Here is a 20,859-nt window from a genome sequence, read left to right on the forward strand (position 1 = left end):
CCACGCCCCTCAGGAAATCAATTTATCCAAATCTTCTGCTGATAGACGTTTGAGGGCCTCCAAGGATTTAGCCAATGCGTCCTGCACAGGCGAATTATTTGCCTGTTGGGCCGCCACGTAGGCGCTGAAGTCTGCCAAGGTGGGCGTGGTGAAAATCGATTTGACGTCGAATTCGGCGTGCAATTGCTCGCGCAGCCGCACAACCACCTGCGTCGCCAGCAACGAATGCCCGCCCAACTCGAAGAAGTTGTCGTTCAAACCCACTCGCTCCATGTCCAGCACCTCGGCCCAGATCGCGGCGATCTGCCGTTCCAGTTCGCTGGACGGCGCGACGTATTCGCGCACCTGCAGGTGAGCATCCGCTTTGGGCAAGGCTTTACGATCCAGTTTGCCGTTGGGGCTCAGGGGCATGTGGTCGAGCAGCATCCACTGTGCGGGCACCATGTAGTCCGGCAGGTGTTGGGCCAGATGCGCGCTGAGTACGTCACGCCAGTCGTCAGTGGCGTGTTGCAGCACCAGGTAGCCCACCAGGTAGTTGCCATCAACGGCCAACACCGCGGCTTCACGCACCGCCTCGTGTTCCAGCAGGCGCGCCTCGATTTCACCCAGCTCAATACGCAGACCGCGCAACTTGACCTGATGATCGATGCGGCCGGCGTATTCGATCACGCCGTCCGCACGATAGCGGGCCAGGTCGCCGGTGCGGTACAGCCGCTCACCGGCGACAAACGGATGGGCAATAAAGCGCTCGGCAGTCAAGCCGGGGCGACGGTGGTAACCGCGGGCCAGGCCGACGCCACCCAGGTACAACTCGCCCAACACGCCCACCGGGACGGGTTCGAAGTGGCTGTCGAGAATGTAGCAACCCAGGTTGGCGATCGGGCGCCCGATCGGCACCGCATCGCGGCCTTCATCGACGCAGGTCCAGTGGGTCACATCAATAGCCGCTTCGGTCGGGCCGTACAAATTGTAGAGCCCGGCCTGCGGCAGCTTGGCGAACACTTGCTGCTGCGCGTCCACTGCAAGCGCCTCGCCGCTGCACACGATGCGGTGCAAGGTATGACAGGTTGCAACCATGGGGTCTTGCAGGAACGTCTGCAACATCGACGGCACAAAGTGCACTGTGGTGATCTGCTCGGCATTGATCAGCTTGACCAGCTTGGCAGGGTCGCGGTGATCCCCAGGTGCGGCAACCACCAGGCGTGAGCCAGTCATCAGGGGCCAGAAGAACTCCCACACCGACACGTCAAAGCTGAACGGAGTCTTTTGCAGCACGGTGTCACTGACATCCAGGGCATAAGCGTCCTGCATCCATTGCAAGCGATTGGTCAGGGCCGAATGGCGGTTGCCGGCGCCTTTGGGCTGGCCGGTGGAGCCCGAGGTGTAGATCACATAGGCGAGGTTTTCGCCCTCCAATGCGACACCGGGATTCGCTTCGCTATAGCCCTCGAACCAGGACTCGCCCAGGACCAGGGTGTCCAGTGCGGATGGAACCGGCAACTGCTCCAACAGATGCGCCTGGGTCAGCAACAGCTTAACGCCACTGTCTTCGAGCATGTAGGCCAGGCGCTCGCGCGGGTACTCCGGGTCCAGCGGCACATAGGCGCCGCCGGCCTTGAGTACCGCCAGCAGGCCGACGACCATTTCGATTGAGCGCTCCACAGCCAGGCCCACCAGTACATCCGGGCCCACACCGGCCGCTATCAGGCGATGAGCCAAGCGGTTGGCACGGCAATTCAGTTCGGTGTAGCTCAGGCGCTGTTGACCAAAGGCCAATGCCGGCGCCTGCGGTGTACGGGCGACCTGTTCTTCGATTAATGCGTGCACGCAACGCTGCAACGGGTAATCGCGTGCCGTGGCATTCCAGTCATGGACCACCCGCTGATGCTCGGCGGCGTCGAGCATTGGCAAATCAGCCAGGCGTTGCCCCTGGTCATTGGCCATGGCCTGCAGCAGGTTGACCAGATGACGGGCATAACCTTGCACGGTCAAGGCATTGAAGTGCGCATGGGCGAAACTCAATTGCAGCGACAGCGTCTCGCCCATATCCACCAGCACGGTCAGCGGGTAGCTGGTTTGTTCATGCGCCTTGGGCTCGCCAAACCGAATGCCACTGCCGCCGCTCTGCTCCAGGGCTTTGGATACCGGGTAGTTCTCGAACACCAGGATGTTGTCGAACAACGCCGCACCACCCTGCCCGGCCCAGCGTTGAATATCGTAAAGGGCAGTATGTTCATGCTCGCGCAAGGCCAGGTTCTGCGCCTGCACCGCCTGCAACCAGTGCGCCACCGACTGCTGCCCGTCTACCGCACAGATCACCGGCAAGGTATTGATGAACAGGCCGATTTGTTGCTCCACTCCCACCAGTTCCGCCGGGCGCCCGGCCACGGTGGCACCGAAGGACACCACCGACTGCCCGCTGTGCCGTTGCAACAGAACCAGCCAGGCGGCCTGGACCAATGTATTCAGGGTGACCTTATTGCTGCGCGCACAGGCTTCCAGCTGCGCCGTCAACGGGCGGTCGAGGCTGTACTGATACTCGCCATACCCTTCACCGGCCTGCGCCAGGTTGCTGCCCAAGCGAGTCGGCGTTTGCAATGCGCTCAACTGCTCGCGCCAGAACGCTTCGGTCGCGCCCGCATCACGCTGTTGCAGCCAGCCAATGTAGTCGCGATAGCGTCCGATGGCGGGCGGTACTGCCACACCGGCATAGCGTTGCAGCACTTCACCAAACAGCCGCGAGTTGCTCCAGCCGTCCATCAGAATGTGGTGGCTGGTGTAAATCAGCTCATGGCGCTGGTCTTCGGTGCGCACCAGCAGTAACCGCACCAACGGCGCCTTGGTCACATCAAAACCCTGGCGACGCTGGGCCAACTGCAAATGGTGCAACTCAAGCTCACGCTCGGGCATGGCGCGCCAGTCGAGCTCCTCGACCATTAACGGCGCCTCGCGGTAAACGACCTGGCACGGCCATTCCAGCTGGCCCTCCCAGAAGAACCCGCTGCGCAATACCTCATGGGCCTGCACGGTGGCCTGCCACGCCTGCTCGAAGCGCGGCACATCCAGGCCTTCAGCCGTAACGCGGATCTGGCTGATGTAATCCCCCGCTGCGTGCTCATAGAGGGTGTGGAACAGCATGCCTTGCTGCATCGGCGACAAGGTGTAGATGTCTTCCACGGCATCGGCGGCCAACGGCAGCGATTCGAGTTGTTGCTGGTTCAGGCGCGCCAACGGGAAGTCGGAAGCGGTAACCCCGCTGTTGCCAGGTGTGCAGCAATGCTCCACCAGGTCGCTGAGTTCGCGGGTAAAGGCAGCGCCCAGGGCTTCGATGACGTGGGAGTCGAACATCAGCGGGCTGAACGTCCAGCTCACCTGCAGTTCACCGCCATACACTTGACCGTTGAGCGTCAACCAGTTGCCCAGCGGCGCGTCGGGGCTTTGTTCGGCACCGGTACTTTCCGTGGCGGAGGCGAACAAGGCGTCCGGCTGATCAAGGCTGGCGTCGAGCTGGCCGAGGTAGTTGAAGGTGATACGCGGCACCGGCAGCTGGCTCAACGCTTGGCGTGTAGCGTCATCGCCCAGGTAGCGCAGCGCGCCAAAACCCAAGCCTTTGTCGGGTACGGCGCGTAATTGCTCTTTGATCTGCTTGATCGAGCCGGCCAGGGTTGCGGTCGGCGTCAGCCGTACCGGGAACAGGCTGGTGAACCAGCCCAGGGTGCGGGTCAGGTCGATGTCGTCAAACAGGTCTTCACGGCCATGGCCTTCCAGCTGGATCAGGCTTGATGCCTGCCCGGTCCATTGGCAGATCACCCGCGCCAGGGCGGTCAACAGCAGGTCGTTGATCTGAGTACGATAAGCCGTGGGCGCTTGTTGCAGCAGCTGCCGGGTGCGTTCGGCATCCAGCTGGCTGACCACCGTCTGCGCCAAACGACCGGGGCGCGCGGCGTGCGGGTCGCGGCATGGCAAGTCGGTGTCTATGCCTTGAAGCTGTTGCAGCCAGAATTGCTTCTCGCGTGTCATCGCTTCACTGCGTGCATGGGCCTGCAAGCGTTCAGCCCACGCTTTGAACGATGAGGTCTTCGCCGGCAGTGCGTGTTGGCGATACAGGCTCTGCAGGTCTTCGAGAAATACGCGCCAGGAAACCCCGTCCACCACCAGATGGTGCATGACCAGCAACAGACGCTGCGAACCGTCAGCCAAGTCGGCAAGTACCGCACGCAACAACTGACCTTGTTGCAGGTCGAGACTGCTCTGGGCGCGCTCGCAGAGGGCCAGCAGTTCGGCATCGTCTTGCACGGTCTCCTGCCACAGCAAGGTCGCCATTGGCGCGTCATGGCGAGCGGTCCAACGGTCGGCCTGCTGGCTGAAACTCAAGCGCAGCACATCATGATGCTGGACGAGCAATTGCAGGGCCACTTGCAACCGGTCTGCGTGCAGCGGTTGGCGTGGCCTCAGTAGCAAGGACTGATTCCAGTGATGCCGGTCCGGCAACGGCATCGCGAAAAATAGCTGTTGGAAAGGCAGCAGCGGCGTCTCGCCCTGCACCGGCCCCTGATCGATCACGCGGGCGGCCTGCAACTGCGCCACTCGCGCCAGGCTGCGTACGGTCTGATGCTGGAACAGCGCCTTGGCGGTGAAGTGAATACCGGCGGCGCGGGCGCGACTGACCACCTGGATCGAAATGATCGAGTCGCCACCGCGCTCGAAGAAGTTGTCGTTCAGGCCCACCTGCTCAATACCGAGCACGTCGGCCCAAATCGCAGCGATCCGTTGTTCCAGCGCGCTTTGCGGGGCTTCATAGTGCTGTGCGGCTTCGGGCTTGGGCAGGGCCTTGCGGTCCAGCTTGCCGTTGGGGCTCAACGGCATCTGCTCAACCGGGACCCACTGCGCCGGTACCATGTAATCCGGCAGATGCTGCGCGAGGTGGGCACCAAGCACTTCGCGCCAGCCCTCGGCAGCGGTGTGCAACACCACGTAGCCAACCAGGTATTTGCCCTCCACCGCCACCACCGCAGCTTCGCGAACGTGCTCGTGTTCCAGCAGGCGCGCTTCGATTTCACCCAGCTCAATACGCAAACCGCGCAACTTGACCTGATGGTCGATCCGCCCGGCGTATTCGATCACACCGTCTTCGCGATAACGCGCCAGGTCGCCGGTGCGATACAAGCGCTCGCCTGTGACAAACGGGTGAGCGATAAAACGCTCGGCAGTCAGCGCCGGGCGGCGGTGATAACCCCGCGCCAGGCCGATGCCGCCCAGGTACAACTCACCGAGCACGCCAACCGGCACCGGTTCAAAATTGCTGTCGAGAATGTAGCAGCCGAGGTTGGCAATCGGACGACCGATCGGCACTGCGTCGCGGCCTTCCTCAATGCAGGTCCAGTGGGTCACGTCGATGGCCGCTTCGGTGGGGCCGTACAGGTTGTAAAGCCCGGCTTGCGGCAGTTTGGCCAACACTTGTTGCTGCGCATCCACCGGCAACGCTTCGCCGCTGCACACAATACGTTGCAGGCTGTGGGACGTGGACACCGCCGGGTCTTGCAGGAACGCCTGCAACATCGACGGTACGAAGTGCAGTGTGGTGATTTTCTCCTGATTGATTAGCTTGATCAGCTTGGCAGGGTCGCGATGATCACCCGGCGCGGCGACCACCAGGCGCGAACCGCTCATCAACGGCCAGAAGAACTCCCACACCGACACGTCGAAACTGAAGGGGGTCTTCTGCAGCACTGTGTCATCGCTGTCCAGACCATAGGCCTCCTGCATCCATTGCAGGCGGTTGAGCAACGCCGAGTGCCGGTTGCCGGCGCCTTTTGGCTGCCCGGTGGAACCCGAGGTGTAGATCACGTAGGCGAGGTTTTCACCGTCCAGCACGATCTCTGGGTTCGCCTCGCTGTAGCCTTCCAACCGCGACTCGTCCAGCACCAGCGTTTCCAGACCTTGTGGAACCGGCAGTTGGCCGAGCAGGTGCGCCTGTGTCAGCAGCAGTTTCACGCCGCTGTCTTGGAGCATATAGGCCAGGCGTTCACGCGGGTATTCCGGGTCCAGCGGTACATACGCCCCGCCGGCCTTGAGCACTGCCAGCAAACCGATGACCATCTCTATGGAGCGCTCGACGGCCAAGCCAACCAGCACGTCGGGGCCGACGCCCGCTTCCGTCAAGCGATGGGCCAGGCGGTTGGCTTGGCGGTTCAGCTCGGCATAACTTAAGGCCGTATCGCCAAAGCACACAGCAAGGGCCTGCGGTTGCGCCAGCACCTGTGTTTCGAACAGTTGATGCACCCACTGCCCTTGCGGGTAGTCGCGCTCGGTGGCATTGCATTGATAAACGAGCCGTTGGCGCTCTTCAGCGCACATGATCGCCAGGTCCTGCAACGGCGATGCAGGGTAGGCCACCGCCGCCTGCAACAGGCCCAACCATTGCCCCAGCATGCGCGACGCGGTGGCAGCACCGAACAGGTCGGTGGCATAGGTCAGGGATGCCCAGATACCGTCGTCGGTTTCCTGAGTATCCAGGCTCAAATCGAACTGAGCGCTTTGGGTGTCCCACTCCAGATTGGCCACCACCAGCCCCGGCAATTGCTGTTGCGTTTTTTGCGCGCTCGCCTGGTGGTTGAACATCACTTGGAACAACGGGTTATGGCTCAGGCTGCGCTCCGGTTGCAACGCTTCCACCAGTTGCTCGAACGGCAAATCCTGATGGGCCTGAGCTTCCAGCGCACGGCGCTTGGTGTGCTGGAGCAACTGCACAAAGGTCATCTGCCCGTCGAGGTCGGCCTTGAGCACTTGGGTGTTGACAAAGAAACCGATCAGCGACTCGGTTTCGACCCGGTTACGGTTGGCAATCGGCACGCCGACCCGAATGTCCTGCTGGCCGCTGTAGCGGTACAAAAATGTCTGGAACGAAGCCAGCAAAAGCATGAACAGCGTGACACCTTCACGCTGGGCCAAGGCCTTCAAGCCCGCCACCAGCGCCGGCTCCAACGCAATATCCTGACGGGCGCCAAGGAAACTCTGCTGCGCCGGACGTGGCTGATCGAACGGCAATTCCAGCACCGGTTGCGTACCACCGAGCAGCTCACGCCAGTAGCCCAACTGACGCGCCTTCTCCCCGGCTTCCATCCAACTGCGCTGCCACAGCGCGTAGTCGGCGTACTGAATCGGCAGCGGCGCCAGCGTGCAATCCTGACCCTGGCTGTAGGCGGCATAAAGCTGCATCAATTCCTGCACCATCACGGCCATCGACCAGCCGTCGGAGACGATATGGTGCTGCACCAGCACCAGCACGTGCTCATCCGCACTCAGTGCCAGCAGGCTGACCCGCAGCAGCGGGCCTCGCTGCAAATCAAAGGGGCGCGCAATCTCCTCTTCCACGCGTGCTTTGAGGTGTGCTTCGTCGACGGTGCTTTCGGCGATTTCAATCACCGCGTGCTCCAGCACTTGCTGCGTACGCTGCTCGTCGTCCAAATGCAGACGGGTGCGCAGGCTTTCATGACGCGCCACCAGGGTGTCGAAACTGCGTTGCAGGGCCGGCTTGTCCAGGTGCCCTTTCAAGCGCAAGGCGCCTGGCACGTGATAGGCCGCGCTGTGCGGGTCCAGTTGCCAGAGGAACCACTGCCGCTCTTGGGCGTAAGACAGCGGCAAGGGTTGCCCGGCGTCGCGAATCGAGGCAATCGGCAATTGAGCGAAACTCATGCCCCGGCTTTGCAGGCGCTGGTAAAACTGCTGGCGCTGTTCCAGAGGCAGGCGAAGAAAACGCGACACCAGGTCGATATTAGGGTTGGAAAGCATGGTTCAAATCGCCTCTAGTTCGCTCAAAAAGTCACGAAGATCATCAAAGTCTTCCGCCGTGCCGGCGCGGAAGGTGGCAGCCGCCTGGGCATAGGCGCGCAACGATTCGGTCTGGAACACTTCCACCAGCGGCACCTCCAGGCCCAGTTCGGCCTGGACCCGTGAAGTGATCTGGATCGCCAGCAGGGAATGGCCGCCGACTTCGAAGAAGTTGTCGTTCAAGCCCACGTGCGGCAGACGCAACACTTGGGCCCAGATCGCGGCGATCTGCTGCTCCAGTTCGGTTTCGGGGGCCACATACTGTTGCTGCATCTGGCTCGCATCCGGTTCGGGCAAGCCCTTGCGGTCAAGCTTGCCGTTGGGGGTCAGCGGCATCTGCGCCAGGAACATGAAATGCGCGGGCACCATGTAGTCCGGCAAGCGGGTTTTCAGGGCACGGCGCAAGCTGTCGCGGAACTCGGCTGCGTTCGCCAGGCTTGCATCGGCCGGCACGACATACGCCACCAGCTGTTTGCCGGTCGGGCCGTCCTGGGCCACAACCACGGTTTCACCGACGCTGTCCTGTTCGCGCAGACGTGCTTCGATTTCGCCCAGCTCGATACGGAACCCACGGATTTTTACCTGATGGTCGACGCGGCCGAGGTAATCCACCACACCATCAGGGCGACCACGGGTGAGGTCACCGCTGCGATACACACGGCTGCCAGGTTTGCCGAACGGGTCCGGCACAAAGCGCTCGGCAGTCAGTGCCGGACGCTCCAGATAACCGCGAGCCACGCCCTCCCCGCCCAGGTACAACTCACCTGCCACGCCGATCGGTTGCAGGTTCAGTTGCGAATCCAGCACATAGCCGCTGCGGTTGCCCAGCAGTGTGCCAATCGGTGCGTAGACGGCGCCGCAGGGGTCGCCACGATGGGCTTTCCATAGCAGCGGCGTGACCACGGTTTCCGTCGGGCCGTAGCCGTTGAACAGGTACGTCGGTTTCAGCGCACGCCACGCCAGGTCGTAGCTGGCCTGCGCCACTGCGTCACCGCCGAAGCAGTAAACACGCACTGGCGGTGGGTTACCGTCGCGCTCGGCATGTTCAGCCAGCTGTTGCAGGTACACCGGCGGGAACACGGCCATGGTCACGTTATGGCGGTGCATTTGTGCGTAGGTGTATTCCGGCAGCCACAGGCTATCGTCGCGGATCAGCACACTGGCGCCATTGATCAGCGGGTGCATCCAGCCTTCGTGGGCGCCGTCGAACGCGAAGGACATGAAGTGCAGTTCGCAATCGGCGGGGGACGTTTCATAGCGTTCGCCGGTGGCGATGATATGCGCCACCAACGGGCCGTGGGAAACGGCAACGCCCTTGGGCATGCCGGTGGAGCCTGAGGTGTAGATCACGTACGCGAGGTTGTCGCCGTCCAACTGCACCTCGGGCGCGGTATCGCTGTAATCACACCACAATTCGGTGCGATCAATCGCCAGGCTGTCCAGGCCTTGCGGTATCGGTAGTTGCTGCAAGGCACTGGTGTGCGTCAGCAACAACTTCGCGCGGCTGTCTTGCATCATGTACAGCAGGCGATCACGTGGGTATTCGATATCCAGCGGTACATACACACCACCGGCTTTCATGACCGCGAGGAACGCGACCATGATCTCGGCACTGCGCGGCATGGCGATGGCCACGCGCACTTCCGGGCCGACACCGCGGGCGATCAGCGCATGCGCCAGGCGATTGGCCTGAGCATCGAGCTGAGCGTAAGTCAGGGTTTGCGCATCAAATTTCACTGCCACGGCATCGGCAGTTTCGCGCGCACGGTCAGCTACCAACTCATGCACCAGCCGCTGGTTCGCGAAGCCTGCATCGGTCTGATCCCACAGGTTCAGAATGTGTTGCTGCTCGTCGCTGTCCAACAGGTTCAATTGGCCAATGTTCTGCTGCACATCGGCAACCATCGCCTGCAACAGGTTTTGCCAGTGACGCGCCATGCGCTCAATGGTGCTGGCATCAAATAGATCGGTGGCGTAACTCAACGATGCGCCCAGTTGGTCCTTCGACTCCTCGATGTCCAGGGTCAGGTCAAATTGTGCAACGGCTTCGTCCCAGCTGACCGGGCTCATTTGCAACTCGCCCAGGCGCTGCAAGTGCTGGCCTGACAGGCTGATGTGGTGGTTGAACGCGACCTGGAACAACGGGCTCAAACTGAGGCTGCGCTCGGGGTGCAGTGCCTCAACCAGCTGTTCGAATGGTAAGTCCTGATGGGCCTGAGCCTGGAGGGCACGCTGTTTGACCTGAGCGAGCAATTGGCTGACGGTGGTGTGCCCGTCGATCTCGGCCTTGAGCACCTGGGTGTTGACGAAGAAACCGATAAGACGCTCGGTCTCGACTCGATGACGGTTGGCAACCGGCACGCCGACGCGGATGTCTTGCTGGCCACTGTAGCGGTGCAGCAAGACCTGGTAAGACGCCAACAACAGCATGAACAAGGTCACGCCCTCACGCTGCGCCAGTCCCTTGAGGCCATCAAGCAACGGCGCCGGCAATGCAATACTCAGGCGCGCACCGCGATGCGTCGGCACCGCTGGGCGCTGATGATCGAACGGCAATTCAAGCACCGGCTGCTCGCCGCCGAGCACGTCACGCCAGTAGTCGAGCTGTCGGTTTTTCTCACCGGCGTCCATCCAATCGCGCTGCCACTGGGCATAGTCGGCGTATTGAATCGGCAGGGCCGGCAGCTGCGGCAGTTGGCCCTGACTGTAAGCGGCGTAGAGTTGGACCAACTCGTCGACCATCACTTGCATCGACCAACCGTCGGAGATGATGTGGTGCTGCACCAGCACCAACACGTGTTCATCCTCGGCCAGACGCAGCAGGCTGACACGCATCAACGGGCCCCTGCGCAAGTCGAATGGTTGGGTGATCCGCGCTTCCACCTGGGCTTTAAGGCCCGCCTCGTCCGTATCGGCCAAGGTCAGCTCGACCTGCGCCTGCGGGCTGATCACTTGCACGGTACGCTCGCCATCCTGGTGCAGGTGAGTGCGCAGGCTTTCGTGACGCGCCACCAACGTATCGAAGGCGCGCTGCAATGCCGCTTTGTTCAGGTGACCCTTCAGGCGTAATGCGGTGGGCACGTGGTAGGCGGCGCTCTCAGGGTCCAGTTGCCAGAGGAACCACTGGCGCTCCTGGGCGTAAGACAATGCCAAGGGCTGGTCACGCCCTACGGCAGTCAGCGGCAGCGCCGTGTGCCCCTGCGCGCCCACGCAAGCGGTGGCAAACCCTTGCAGCGTCGGCTGCTCAAACAGTGCGCGCAGCGGCACTTCCAGTTTCAACTCATGACGCACGCGGGAAATCACTTGGGTGGCCAACAACGAATGGCCGCCCAGCTCGAAGAAGTGATCCGTCAGGCCGACCTGCTCGACCTGCAACACCGCTTGCCAGATCGCCGCCAATTGCACTTGGAGCGGGCTTTGCGGGGCCACATACGCCTGTTGACGCAGGTTCAGGTCAGGCGCCGGCAGCGCACGGCGGTCAAGCTTGCCGTTGTTGTTCAGTGGCAGAGCGTCAAGTACCAGCCAATGCCCCGGCACCATGTAATCGGGCAGAGACTGGCGCAAGGTGGCCGCCAGGTCCTGAGCGTCCAGGGTGTGACCATGGGCGGGTACCACATAGGCGACCAGTTGCATGCCAACCGCACTCGGCTGAGCGATCACCGCGGCTTCACGCACCTGCGGCAAAGCTTGCAGGCCGGCCTCGATTTCGCCCATTTCGATGCGGTAGCCACGAATTTTTACCTGATGGTCGATACGCCCGACGTACTCCAACGCACCGGCTTCGTTGTAACGCGCCAGGTCGCCACTGCGGTAGAGGCGTGCACCGGGCACAGCAGAAAACGGGTCCGGCAGGAAGCGTTCGGCGGTCAAGGCCGGGCGGTCGAAATAGCGCTGGGCCAGGCCCGCTTCGGCGCCGATGCACAGTTCGCCGACGCCGTCGGTGGCGAGCAGTTCGAAACCACTGTCGAGCACATACAACGAACGGCCTGCGATGGCGCGGCCAATCGGCACGCCGAACGCATCACTGGCATCCGCCAGTTGGCAATCGTGCACGCTGGACACCACCGTCGCCTCGGTCGGCCCGTAGGTGTTGACCAGGCGCACAGCGCCCAGCCCCGCCGCATGCCAGGCACGGATGCCTTCCACCGACATGGCTTCACCGCCCACGTGCACCTGGCGCAGGTTGCCCAAGGTGCGGCGGTCGACGGCGCACTCCTTGGCCAGCAAATACCAGTAAGCGGCCGGCAAGTCGGCCAGGGTCACGCCCTGTTCGACGATCTCGCGCGCCAGTTGGCCGGCGTCCCACAGCTCGTCGCCACGCATAATCAAGGCAGCACCCACGCACAGCGGCGGGTAGCACTGCTCGACAAAGCCGTCGAAGCTGAAGGTCGCAAATTGCAGTACGCGGTCTTGCGCACTGAGCCGGCTGTAGGCCTCTGCGCTGTCGCAGAACTGGCCGAGCGCGGCATGATCGATGGCCACGCCTTTGGGCAGGCCGGTGGAACCGGAGGTGTAGATCACATACGCCAGGTCGGCCGCCGCCGCCGTGTTGGGCGGATTGGTCGCCGGGTAGCCGTCCAGTTCTTCACCAGACGTACTGAAATCCACACGGACCAAACCTTGCGGCAGCGGCAGATCCGCGAGCAACCCGGTTTCGCTGAGCAGCACGTTCAAACGACTGTCTGCCAGCATGTAGGCCAAACGTTCGGCCGGGTATTTCGGGTCCAGCGGCACATAGGCAGCACCGCTTTTGAGCACCGCCAGCAGGCTGACGATCAGCTGCGGACCACGCCGACTGGCCAGGCCTACACGCTGGCCCGGCCCCACGCCGAGCGCCAACAGATGATGGGCCAAGCGGTTGGCCCGGGCGTTGAGCTGGGCGTAGCTCAGCCGCTCACTGCCAGCCTGAACCGCCAGCGCATCAGGTGTGGCGTGGGCCCGGGCAGCGATGCGCTCATGCACGCGCTGAGGACGCTGGGCGGCACCGGCAGACTGGCTGAGCGCGAGTACCTCGTGCTGCGCGGCGGCGTCAAGCAGTTGCAGGTTACCCAGCGGCACACCGGCGTCCGCCATCATTTGCGCCAACAGGTGACGCACGTTGGCGCCCAGCCGCTTCACCTGCTGCTCGCTGAAATGGGCGCGGTCATAGCTGAAGTCCAGGCGCAGGCCGGCACCGAGTTCGACGCCCAGGGTCAGCGGGTAGTTGGTGCGTTCATGGTTGTGCATGCGGCCGAAGGTCAGGCCTGCGGGCGCACCTTGCTTCAATGCTTCGGCCACCGGGAAGTTTTCGAACACCAGCAAGGTGTCGAACAACGCCGCACCTTGCTGGCCGGCCCACGCCTGGATGTCGTACAGCGGCACGTGTTCATGGTCACGCAAGCTGAGGTTCAAGGCTTGCAGCTCGCTGAGCCAGGCGCCGGCCGATTGGGCGGGCGACGCGGCACTGATCAACGGCAAGGTGTTGATGAACAAGCCCAACTGCTGCTCAATCCCCGGCAGCGGCGCTGAACGCCCGGCGACGGTCGCGCCGAACACCACGCAAGCCTGGCCGCTGTAGCGTTGCAGCAACAGGCTCCAGGCGCCTTGCAGCACAGTATTGAGCGTGACTTTTTGTTGGCGGGCAAATTCGCCGAGGGCCTGGGTAAAGTCGTTGTCCAGCAGCACTTGATGGTCAGCCATGCCCACGCCGCCAACCGGCGCACGCAGTGCCTGCGCCAGCAAGGTTGGCGCTTGCAACGGCGCCAGGGCATTTTTCCAGTAGCCCTCGCCCGACGATTGCTGTTGCAGCCAGCCCAGGTAATCGCGGAACTGCCCCAGCGGCGCCGGCACGGCCTGGCCTGCGTAATGGGCAAGCACTTCGCCGAGCAACTGCGCGTTACTCCAGCCATCCATCAGGATGTGGTGGCTGGTGAAGATGAAGTGCCAGGCCGAACCGGTGCTGCGCACCAGCATCAGGCGAAACAGCGGTGCGGCATTGAGTTCAAAGCCGCGTGAGCGCTCGGCATCGGCCAGCGCATCGAGGTCGGCATTCACGTCTTCGATCACCTGCAACTGCACGTCGACCTGACGCCTGATTACCTGATGGGCGCTGTCCAGGCCCAGCCAGTGGAAGCTGCTGCGCAAGATGTCGTGGCGGTCCAGTGCCGCTTGCCAGGCGCGGCCGAAAATCAGCAGGTCAAGGCCTTCAATATCAAGGCGCAGTTGGTTGATATAGGCCTGGCCCTGGGGCGCGTACAGGGTGTGGAACAACATGCCCTGCTGCATCGGCGACAGCGGGTAGAGATCGGCGATGTCCGGCCCGGCCACGGGCAGTGCATCCAGTTGCTGCTGGGTGATACGCGCCAGCGGGAAGTCCGATGGCGTGACCTGCCCGGCAGGCGTTGCACAGCAATGCTCGATCAACGCCTTGAGTTCCGTAGCGTAGTCATCCGCCAGGCGCTGAATAGTTGCAGCGTTGAACATCTCGCGACTGAAACCCCATTGCAGCGACAACTCACCGCCATACACCTGCCCTTCCACCGTCAACCAGTTGGCCAACGGTGCTTGAGGGTCCTGCGCCTGGCTGCCGCCTTCGCTGGCCGGGACGAAAAGCGCTGCCTCGTTGAACTGGCGGTCGAACTGCCCCAGGTAGTTGAAGGTGATACGCGGCGCAGCCAAATCGGCCAGGGCTTCACGCGATTGCGGTTGGCCCAGATAGCGCAGCAGGCCGTAGCCCAGGCCCTTTTGCGGAACCGCGCGCAGTTGCTCCTTGATCGACTTGATTGCATCCGACAGTTCGCCTGCGGCCTGTAAACGCACCGGAAACAGGCTGGTGAACCAACCGACGGTGCGGCTCAGATCGAGGCTGTCGAACAAGTCTTCGCGACCATGGCCCTCCAGCTGGATCAGTGCGGCGGCCTGGCCGCTCCAGCGGCTGATCACGCGCGTCAGCGCCGTCAGCAGCAGGTCGTTGACCTGGGTGCGATAAGCCGCTGGCGCGTCTTGCAGCAGTTGGCGGGTCAGCTCGGCATCGAGGCGGGTTTCGAGCTTCGTGCCCAGGCGGTTTTGCAGGCCGCCGTGGGGGTTGTCGCACGGCAGCTCGGCGTCGCTGGACTGCGCCAGCCAAAAAGGCAGTTGCGCTTCCAGCGTATGCGCGTGAGCCTGCAACTGCTGCGCCCACTGTTGGTAGCTGCTGGTTTTGGCGGGCAATGCGACCTGGCGGTAAGCCTGTTGCAGATCCTCAAGCAGCACGCGCCAGGACACGCCATCGACCACGAGGTGATGGACCACCAGCAGCAGGCGCTGGGCGCCGTCAGCCAGGGTGACCAACGCTGCGCGCAGCATCGGGCCTTGTTCCAGGTTCAGGCTGCGCTGGGCTTCATCGCACAACGCGGCCAATTCAGCCTCGGTGCCGACGCTGAATTGCCACAGCACAGATTCAGCGGCCGGCGCGGCGTGGGCTTGCTGCCAGCCATCGGCCTGCCGGGTGAATCTCAGGCGCAGGGCGTCGTGGTGGTTGATCAACTGTGTGAGGGCGGCGTCCAACTGCGCAGGTTCCAGCGCCTCGCGCGGGGTCAGCAACAGTGATTGGTTCCAGTGGTGGCGCGCAGCAATTGCCTGGCTGAAAAACGCCTGTTGCACCGGGGTCAGAATCACCTCACCGGAGACCGGCCCCTGATCCATAACCACTGCCTGCTCAAAGCTCGCCACCAGCGCCAGGCTGCGCACGCTCTGGTATTGGAACAAGTCCCGCGGGCTCAGGCGAATGCCTGCCTGACGGGCACGGCTGACCACCTGGATGGAGATGATCGAATCGCCGCCCAGCTCGAAAAAGTTGTCGTCCACACCCACGTGTGGAACGCCCAGTACATCACTCCAGATCGCCGCAAGGGCTTTTTGCAGGTCGCTCGAAGGCGCGATAAATGCCTGTTGCGGCGCAGCCTCCGGCAGTGGCAAGGCTTTGCGATCGAGCTTGCCGTTGGCGGTGACCGGCAACTGGGCGAGCACGACGAAATGGGTCGGCACCATGTATTCCGGCAAGCTGCTGAGCAGCCAGGCCTTGAGGTCCGCTGGCTCCTCGCTGTCGAGCACCAGGTAGGCGACCAACTGCTTGCCACCCTGCACCAGCACCACCGCCTCGCGCACCGAAGGGTGTTGGAGCAGGCGCGTTTCGATTTCGCCCAGCTCAATGCGCAAGCCGCGCAATTTAACCTGGTGATCAAGACGGCCGAGGTATTCGATCACGCCGTCAGTGCGCTGACGCACGCGGTCGCCGGTGCGATAAAGGCGCTCGCCGTTGACGAACGGGCTCGGCACAAAACGCTCGGCAGTCAGCGCCGGGCGCCGATGATAACTGCGCGCCAGGCCAGTGCCGCCCAGGTACAACTCGCCGGACACACCGGCGGGCACCGGGTTGAGTTGAGCGTCGAGCACATAGGTGGCGAGGTTAGCGATGGGCCGCCCGATGGGCACGCTGTCGGCGCCTTCATCGATGCAGGTCCAGTGGGTCACGTCGATGGCCGCTTCGGTCGGGCCGTAGAGGTTGAACAACCCGGCTGCTGGCAGCTTGGCAAAGACCTGCCGTTGCGCATCCAGCGGCAAGGCTTCACCGCTGCACACGATGCGTGTGAGGCTGGCACAGGCTTGCACGCCCGGCTCATGGATAAACGCCTGCAACATCGACGGCACGAAGTGCAACGTGGTGATGGCGTGGCGGCCAATGGTTTCGATCAGCCGGGCCGGCTCGCGGTGTTCGCCGGGGGCCGCGACCACCAGGCGCGCGCCGGTCATCAGCGGCCAGAAAAATTCCCACACGGACACGTCAAAACTGAACGGGGTTTTCTGCAGCACCGCATCACTGGCCGTCAATTCGTAGGCTTGCTGCATCCAGCACAAGCGGTTGACCAAGGCGCGATGGCTGTTGCCTGCGCCCTTGGGCTTGCCGGTCGAGCCGGAGGTGTAAATCACGTAGGCCAGGTTGAGTGCGTGAACGCCGCTGTCGGGCGAGGCACTGCTGTAGCCATCCAGCCAACTGGCCGGCTGGTCGAGGGCAATCACCTGAATACCTTCGACAGGCAAGATGGCCAGCAGGCTTTGCTGGCTGAGCAGCAGCGTGATGCCACTGTCTTCGATCATGTAGGCCAGGCGTTCCTGAGGATATTCCGGGTCCAGCGGCACGTAGGCGCCACCGGCCTTGAGGACCGCCAGCAGACCCACGACCATTTCGACGGAGCGCTCGACGCACAGCCCCACCAGCACGTCCGGGCCTACGCCCTGCTCGCGCAAAGCATGCGCCAGTTGGTTGGCGCGGGCGTTGAGTTGGGCGTAGGTCAACGCGGTTTCGCCGAATACCAGCGCGGGTGCATCCGGCGTGCGCTGCACCTGGTCCTCGATCAGTTGATGGATACCGCGCTCGGTTGGGTAGGCTTCGTCAGTCTGGTTCCACGCATGGGTCAGTACGTGCTGCTCATCGGCTCCGAGCATCGGCAATTCGCCAATGCGCTGTTCGCCGTCGGCCACCATGGCCTGTAACAGGCTGATCCAGTGACGGGCCATGCGCGCAATGGAAGGCGCCTCGAACAGGTCATTGGCATAGGTCAGCGCAGCATGCAGGGTGCCGGACTTCTCATAGGTATCGAGGGTCAGGTCGAATTGGGTGGTGCGCCCTTGCCATTCCACCAGCGAAAGCTCAAGGCCTGAAGCGGTGCTGACGCTGGCGATGTCGGCCACCACCGGCTGGTGGTTGTACATCACCTGAAACAGCGGCGTATGGCTCAGGCTGCGCTCGACCTTGAGGGCCTCCACCAGGCGCTCAAAGGGCAACTCCTGATGAGCCTGGGCGCCCAGCGCGTGTTCCTTGATGCCTTGCAGCAGTTCGCCAACGCGGGTTTGCCCGGTCAGTTCGGTGCGCAGGACTTGCGTGTTGACGAAAAAGCCGATCAGCCCTTCGACTTCGGTACGGTTGCGATTGGCGATCGGCACGCCGACGCGAATGTCTGCCTGCCCGGTGTAACGGTGCAGCAGCACATTGAAAGCACCCAGCAACAGCATGAACAGCGTGACGTTGTGCTTTTGCGCGCAGGTTCGCAGTTGCGCGGCCAGGCTTGGGTCAATCGCGAAATGATGGCGAGTGCCCTGATAACTCGGCATCGCTGGACGCGGGTGATCGGTTGGCAGTTCCAGCACCGGATGCTCGTCGCCCAGACGCGCCTGCCAGTACGCGAGCTGACGTGCCTGCTCCCCTGCTTCCAACCAGCGGCGCTGCCACAGAGCGTAGTCGCTGTACTGGATCGGCAGCGCCGGCAATTGCGGCGCCTCGTTGCGCTCATGGGCGTCGTAGCAGCGGATGAACTCGTCGATCAGCACGTTCATCGACCAGCCGTCGGAGACGATGTGGTGCAGGGTCAGCAGCAGCACATGCTCCTGCGCGTTGAGCTTGAGCAACTGCACGCGCAGCAAAGGGCCGTGTTCCAAATCGAACGGCAACAGCGATTGACGCGTCGCCGCGTCGTTGACGGCCTGCTCCTGCTCAACGGCGGCCATGGCGCTGAAGTCCAGGTGCTCGACGACAAGCGAGGGCTCTATCGAAACCTGGGTCAGGCGTTCATCGGCCTGGCGCTGGAAGACTGTGCGCAAGGTTTCATGCCGCGCCACCAGGCTGGCGAAGGCTTGCTCCAGCGCACGCAGGCTGAGCGCGCCCTTGAGCCGCACCGCGCCGGGCAGGTTGTAGGCGCCGCTGGCCGGGTCCAATTGCCACAGAAACCACATGCGCTGCTGCGCGTACGAGAGCGCCTGGCGATCCTCTGCCTCCACACTCGCCGGAATCGGAAACCGGGAAAAATCCACGCCCTCTTTCTGCAAGGCCTGCAGGAATACTTGGCGTTTTTCCAGGGGCAACCCGATAAACCGGCGAGCAAGTTTCAAGGAGTCTTCAGCATTCATTTCTTGGAGTCCGGAGCAATAGGCAGGAAGCACAAAGGCACGTCGTCCCTATAAAACGAACCGGGCGGGGAAAAATTAGCGGGGGATGAAGGGCGTGAGGCGCGGTGTCATCAAGGGTTACATCAATCTCAGCAAAGACACACGAAGCCGGGCTAGCATTGACGAACACCACTTTTTGCAACTACATTTAGTTACACGCAGGGAACGCCGTGTCCAAAAATGAAAAGCTGCTCGCCAAACTGCTCAACGAGCGCATGGCCTTTACCTGGCCAGAGCTCGAAACGCTACTCAAGCGTCTTGGCTACACACAGATTGAAGGGGCTGGAAGCCGCGTCAAATTCGACATCGGCGACCCCAGTGCAATGATCACCTTGCACAAGCCTCACCCCGGCAACGAACTGAAACACTACATTCGGCGCCAGATCATCGAACAATTGAAATCAGGAGAACTGATTCAGTGAACAACCAACTGAAACACAACGGCTACATCGGCTCTATCGAAGCCAGCCTCGAAGACAATTGCCTGTTTGGCAAAGTGCTGTTTATCAAGGCGCTGGTCAGCTATGAGGGCAAAACCGTCGCGGAGCTGGACGTGGCCTTTCGAGAGGCCGTGGAAGACTACCTCGCGACGTGCCACACCCTCGGGCAAACACCGGAGAAACCGTGCAAGGGTTCCTTCAACGTGCGGGTCGGCCATGACCTGCATCTGGCCGCAGCCCTGGCAGCGACCCGTAAGAAAGTGACGCTCAATGACCTGACGCGCCAGGCGCTGAATGAGTTTTTGCAACATCATTGCGCAGAACCTTCTCCGGCGATCGGCTGATCAGCCCAACCTTCGATAGCCCAGCAGCGCTGAGCCCAGCACCACCGCACCCGCCACCAGCGCCACCCAGAACCCGCTGGTGGCGCCGAAATGGTCGATCATCCAACCCGAGCTGGCGGCCCCAATGGCCACCCCGATACTCAGGCCGGTGATCAACCAGGTCATGCCTTCGGTCAGGCGGCTGGGCGGGACGATCCGCTCCACCAGGGCCATGGACACGATCAGCGTCGGGGCAAAGAACAAGCCTGAGATGAAGATGGCCACGGCCAGCCCGGGGATATTTGTCACCAGCAACAACGGCAAGGTGGTCAACGCCGTCGCCACGCCGCAGAACAGAAACTGGCGGGGCAACGGCGCCTTGAGCTTGAGCGTGCCGAACGCCAACCCCGCCAGGCACGAGCCAATGGCATACACCGAAAGCACGATGCTCGCCGCCGCCGGTTGGCCTTGATGCTGGGCGAACGCGACGCTGACCACGTCCACCACGCCGACAATCACGCCCATGGCCAGCAACAGGATCATCAGGATCAGTACCGACGGTGAGGCGATCAGCCAGCGGCCGTGATGGTCCTGATGTTCATGCACCGGCGGCTCAGTTGCGCGTTGCAGCACGAAGGTGGTCACCCCCACCGCCAACAGCAGCGCTGCCACCAAGGGCCCGGCTTCCGGGAACAGCACCACACTCAGGCCCACCGAGATCGGCGGGCCGATGATGAAACACACCTCGTCGAGCACCGATTCAAGGGCAAACGCGGTCTGCAACTTGGGCTGGCCGCGGTACAACTCGGTCCAGCGCGCCCGCACCATGGCCGACATATTGGGCATGCAACCGGCCAGGCCGGCGAACACAAACAACGTCCAGCTTGGCGCCTGCAACCAGGTGCACAACAGCAACAGCAACAACGCCCCACCGCCAATCAGCGCCGCTATCGGCAGCACCCTGCCCTGGCTGTAGCGGTCCACTAACCGCGAAACCTGCGGCGCACAAAACGCCGTGGCCAAGGCAAACACCGCCGCCACCGCGCCCGCCAGGCCAAAGCCGCCATGCACTTGCGACAGCATGGTGATCAGGCCGATACCGGTCATCGATATCGGCATGCGCGCAAGCATGCCGGCCAGTACAAAAGCCCGGCTGCCAGGGGCGTGGAACAACTCGGCGTAGGGATTTGCCATCCTGCTTGACCTCTTCCTCAAGACCTTGAAGCTTGCTATCGGCAGGCATCAAGGCAATATACATACGGTGCGTATGTGGCAAATCATGCGTAACATACGCAGCGTATGTCAAA

At 62.6% G+C, this 20,859-nt stretch carries 5 protein-coding genes; 2 read left to right on the plus strand and 3 right to left on the minus strand.

From position 1 onward, the window contains the following. Positions 1-9: 9 nt before the first annotated feature. Together ACP7B3_RS03945 and ACP7B3_RS03950 are read right to left on the minus strand one after the other, a co-directional pair. Entirely contained in the window at positions 10-7,791 is a 7,782-nt protein-coding gene (locus ACP7B3_RS03945; RefSeq protein ID WP_426177987.1) for an amino acid adenylation domain-containing protein, read from the minus strand. A gap of 3 nt (positions 7,792-7,794) precedes the next feature. Further along, entirely contained in the window at positions 7,795-18,750 is a 10,956-nt protein-coding gene (locus ACP7B3_RS03950) for an amino acid adenylation domain-containing protein (protein ID WP_426177989.1), read from the minus strand. Between the two features lie 209 nt (positions 18,751-18,959). On the opposite strand from ACP7B3_RS03950, the gene ACP7B3_RS03955 reads away from it, so the two are divergent. Both ACP7B3_RS03955 and ACP7B3_RS03960 read left to right on the plus strand, forming a co-directional pair. Next, the gene (locus ACP7B3_RS03955; protein ID WP_262206135.1) at positions 18,960-19,211 is read left to right on the plus strand and encodes a type II toxin-antitoxin system HicA family toxin; all 252 of its coding nucleotides are present in this window, start codon (positions 18,960-18,962) and stop codon (positions 19,209-19,211) included. Next, positions 19,208-19,573, plus strand: coding sequence for a type II toxin-antitoxin system HicB family antitoxin (locus tag ACP7B3_RS03960; RefSeq protein ID WP_145165728.1), 366 nt, complete (start codon positions 19,208-19,210; stop codon positions 19,571-19,573). Before ACP7B3_RS03955 ends, ACP7B3_RS03960 begins: the two co-directional genes overlap by 4 nt. On the opposite strand, the gene ACP7B3_RS03965 is transcribed toward ACP7B3_RS03960, so the two are convergent. Then, positions 19,574-20,746 carry an MFS transporter gene (locus ACP7B3_RS03965; RefSeq protein WP_242198397.1) on the minus strand — a complete coding sequence of 391 codons (1,173 nt, stop codon included), beginning with the start codon at positions 20,744-20,746 and terminating at the stop codon, positions 19,574-19,576. It abuts the gene before it with no gap. Positions 20,747-20,859: the final 113 nt, after the last annotated feature.

This window comes from Pseudomonas sp. TWRC1-2 (assembly GCF_049896685.1).
GTDB lineage: Bacteria > Pseudomonadota > Gammaproteobacteria > Pseudomonadales > Pseudomonadaceae > Aquipseudomonas.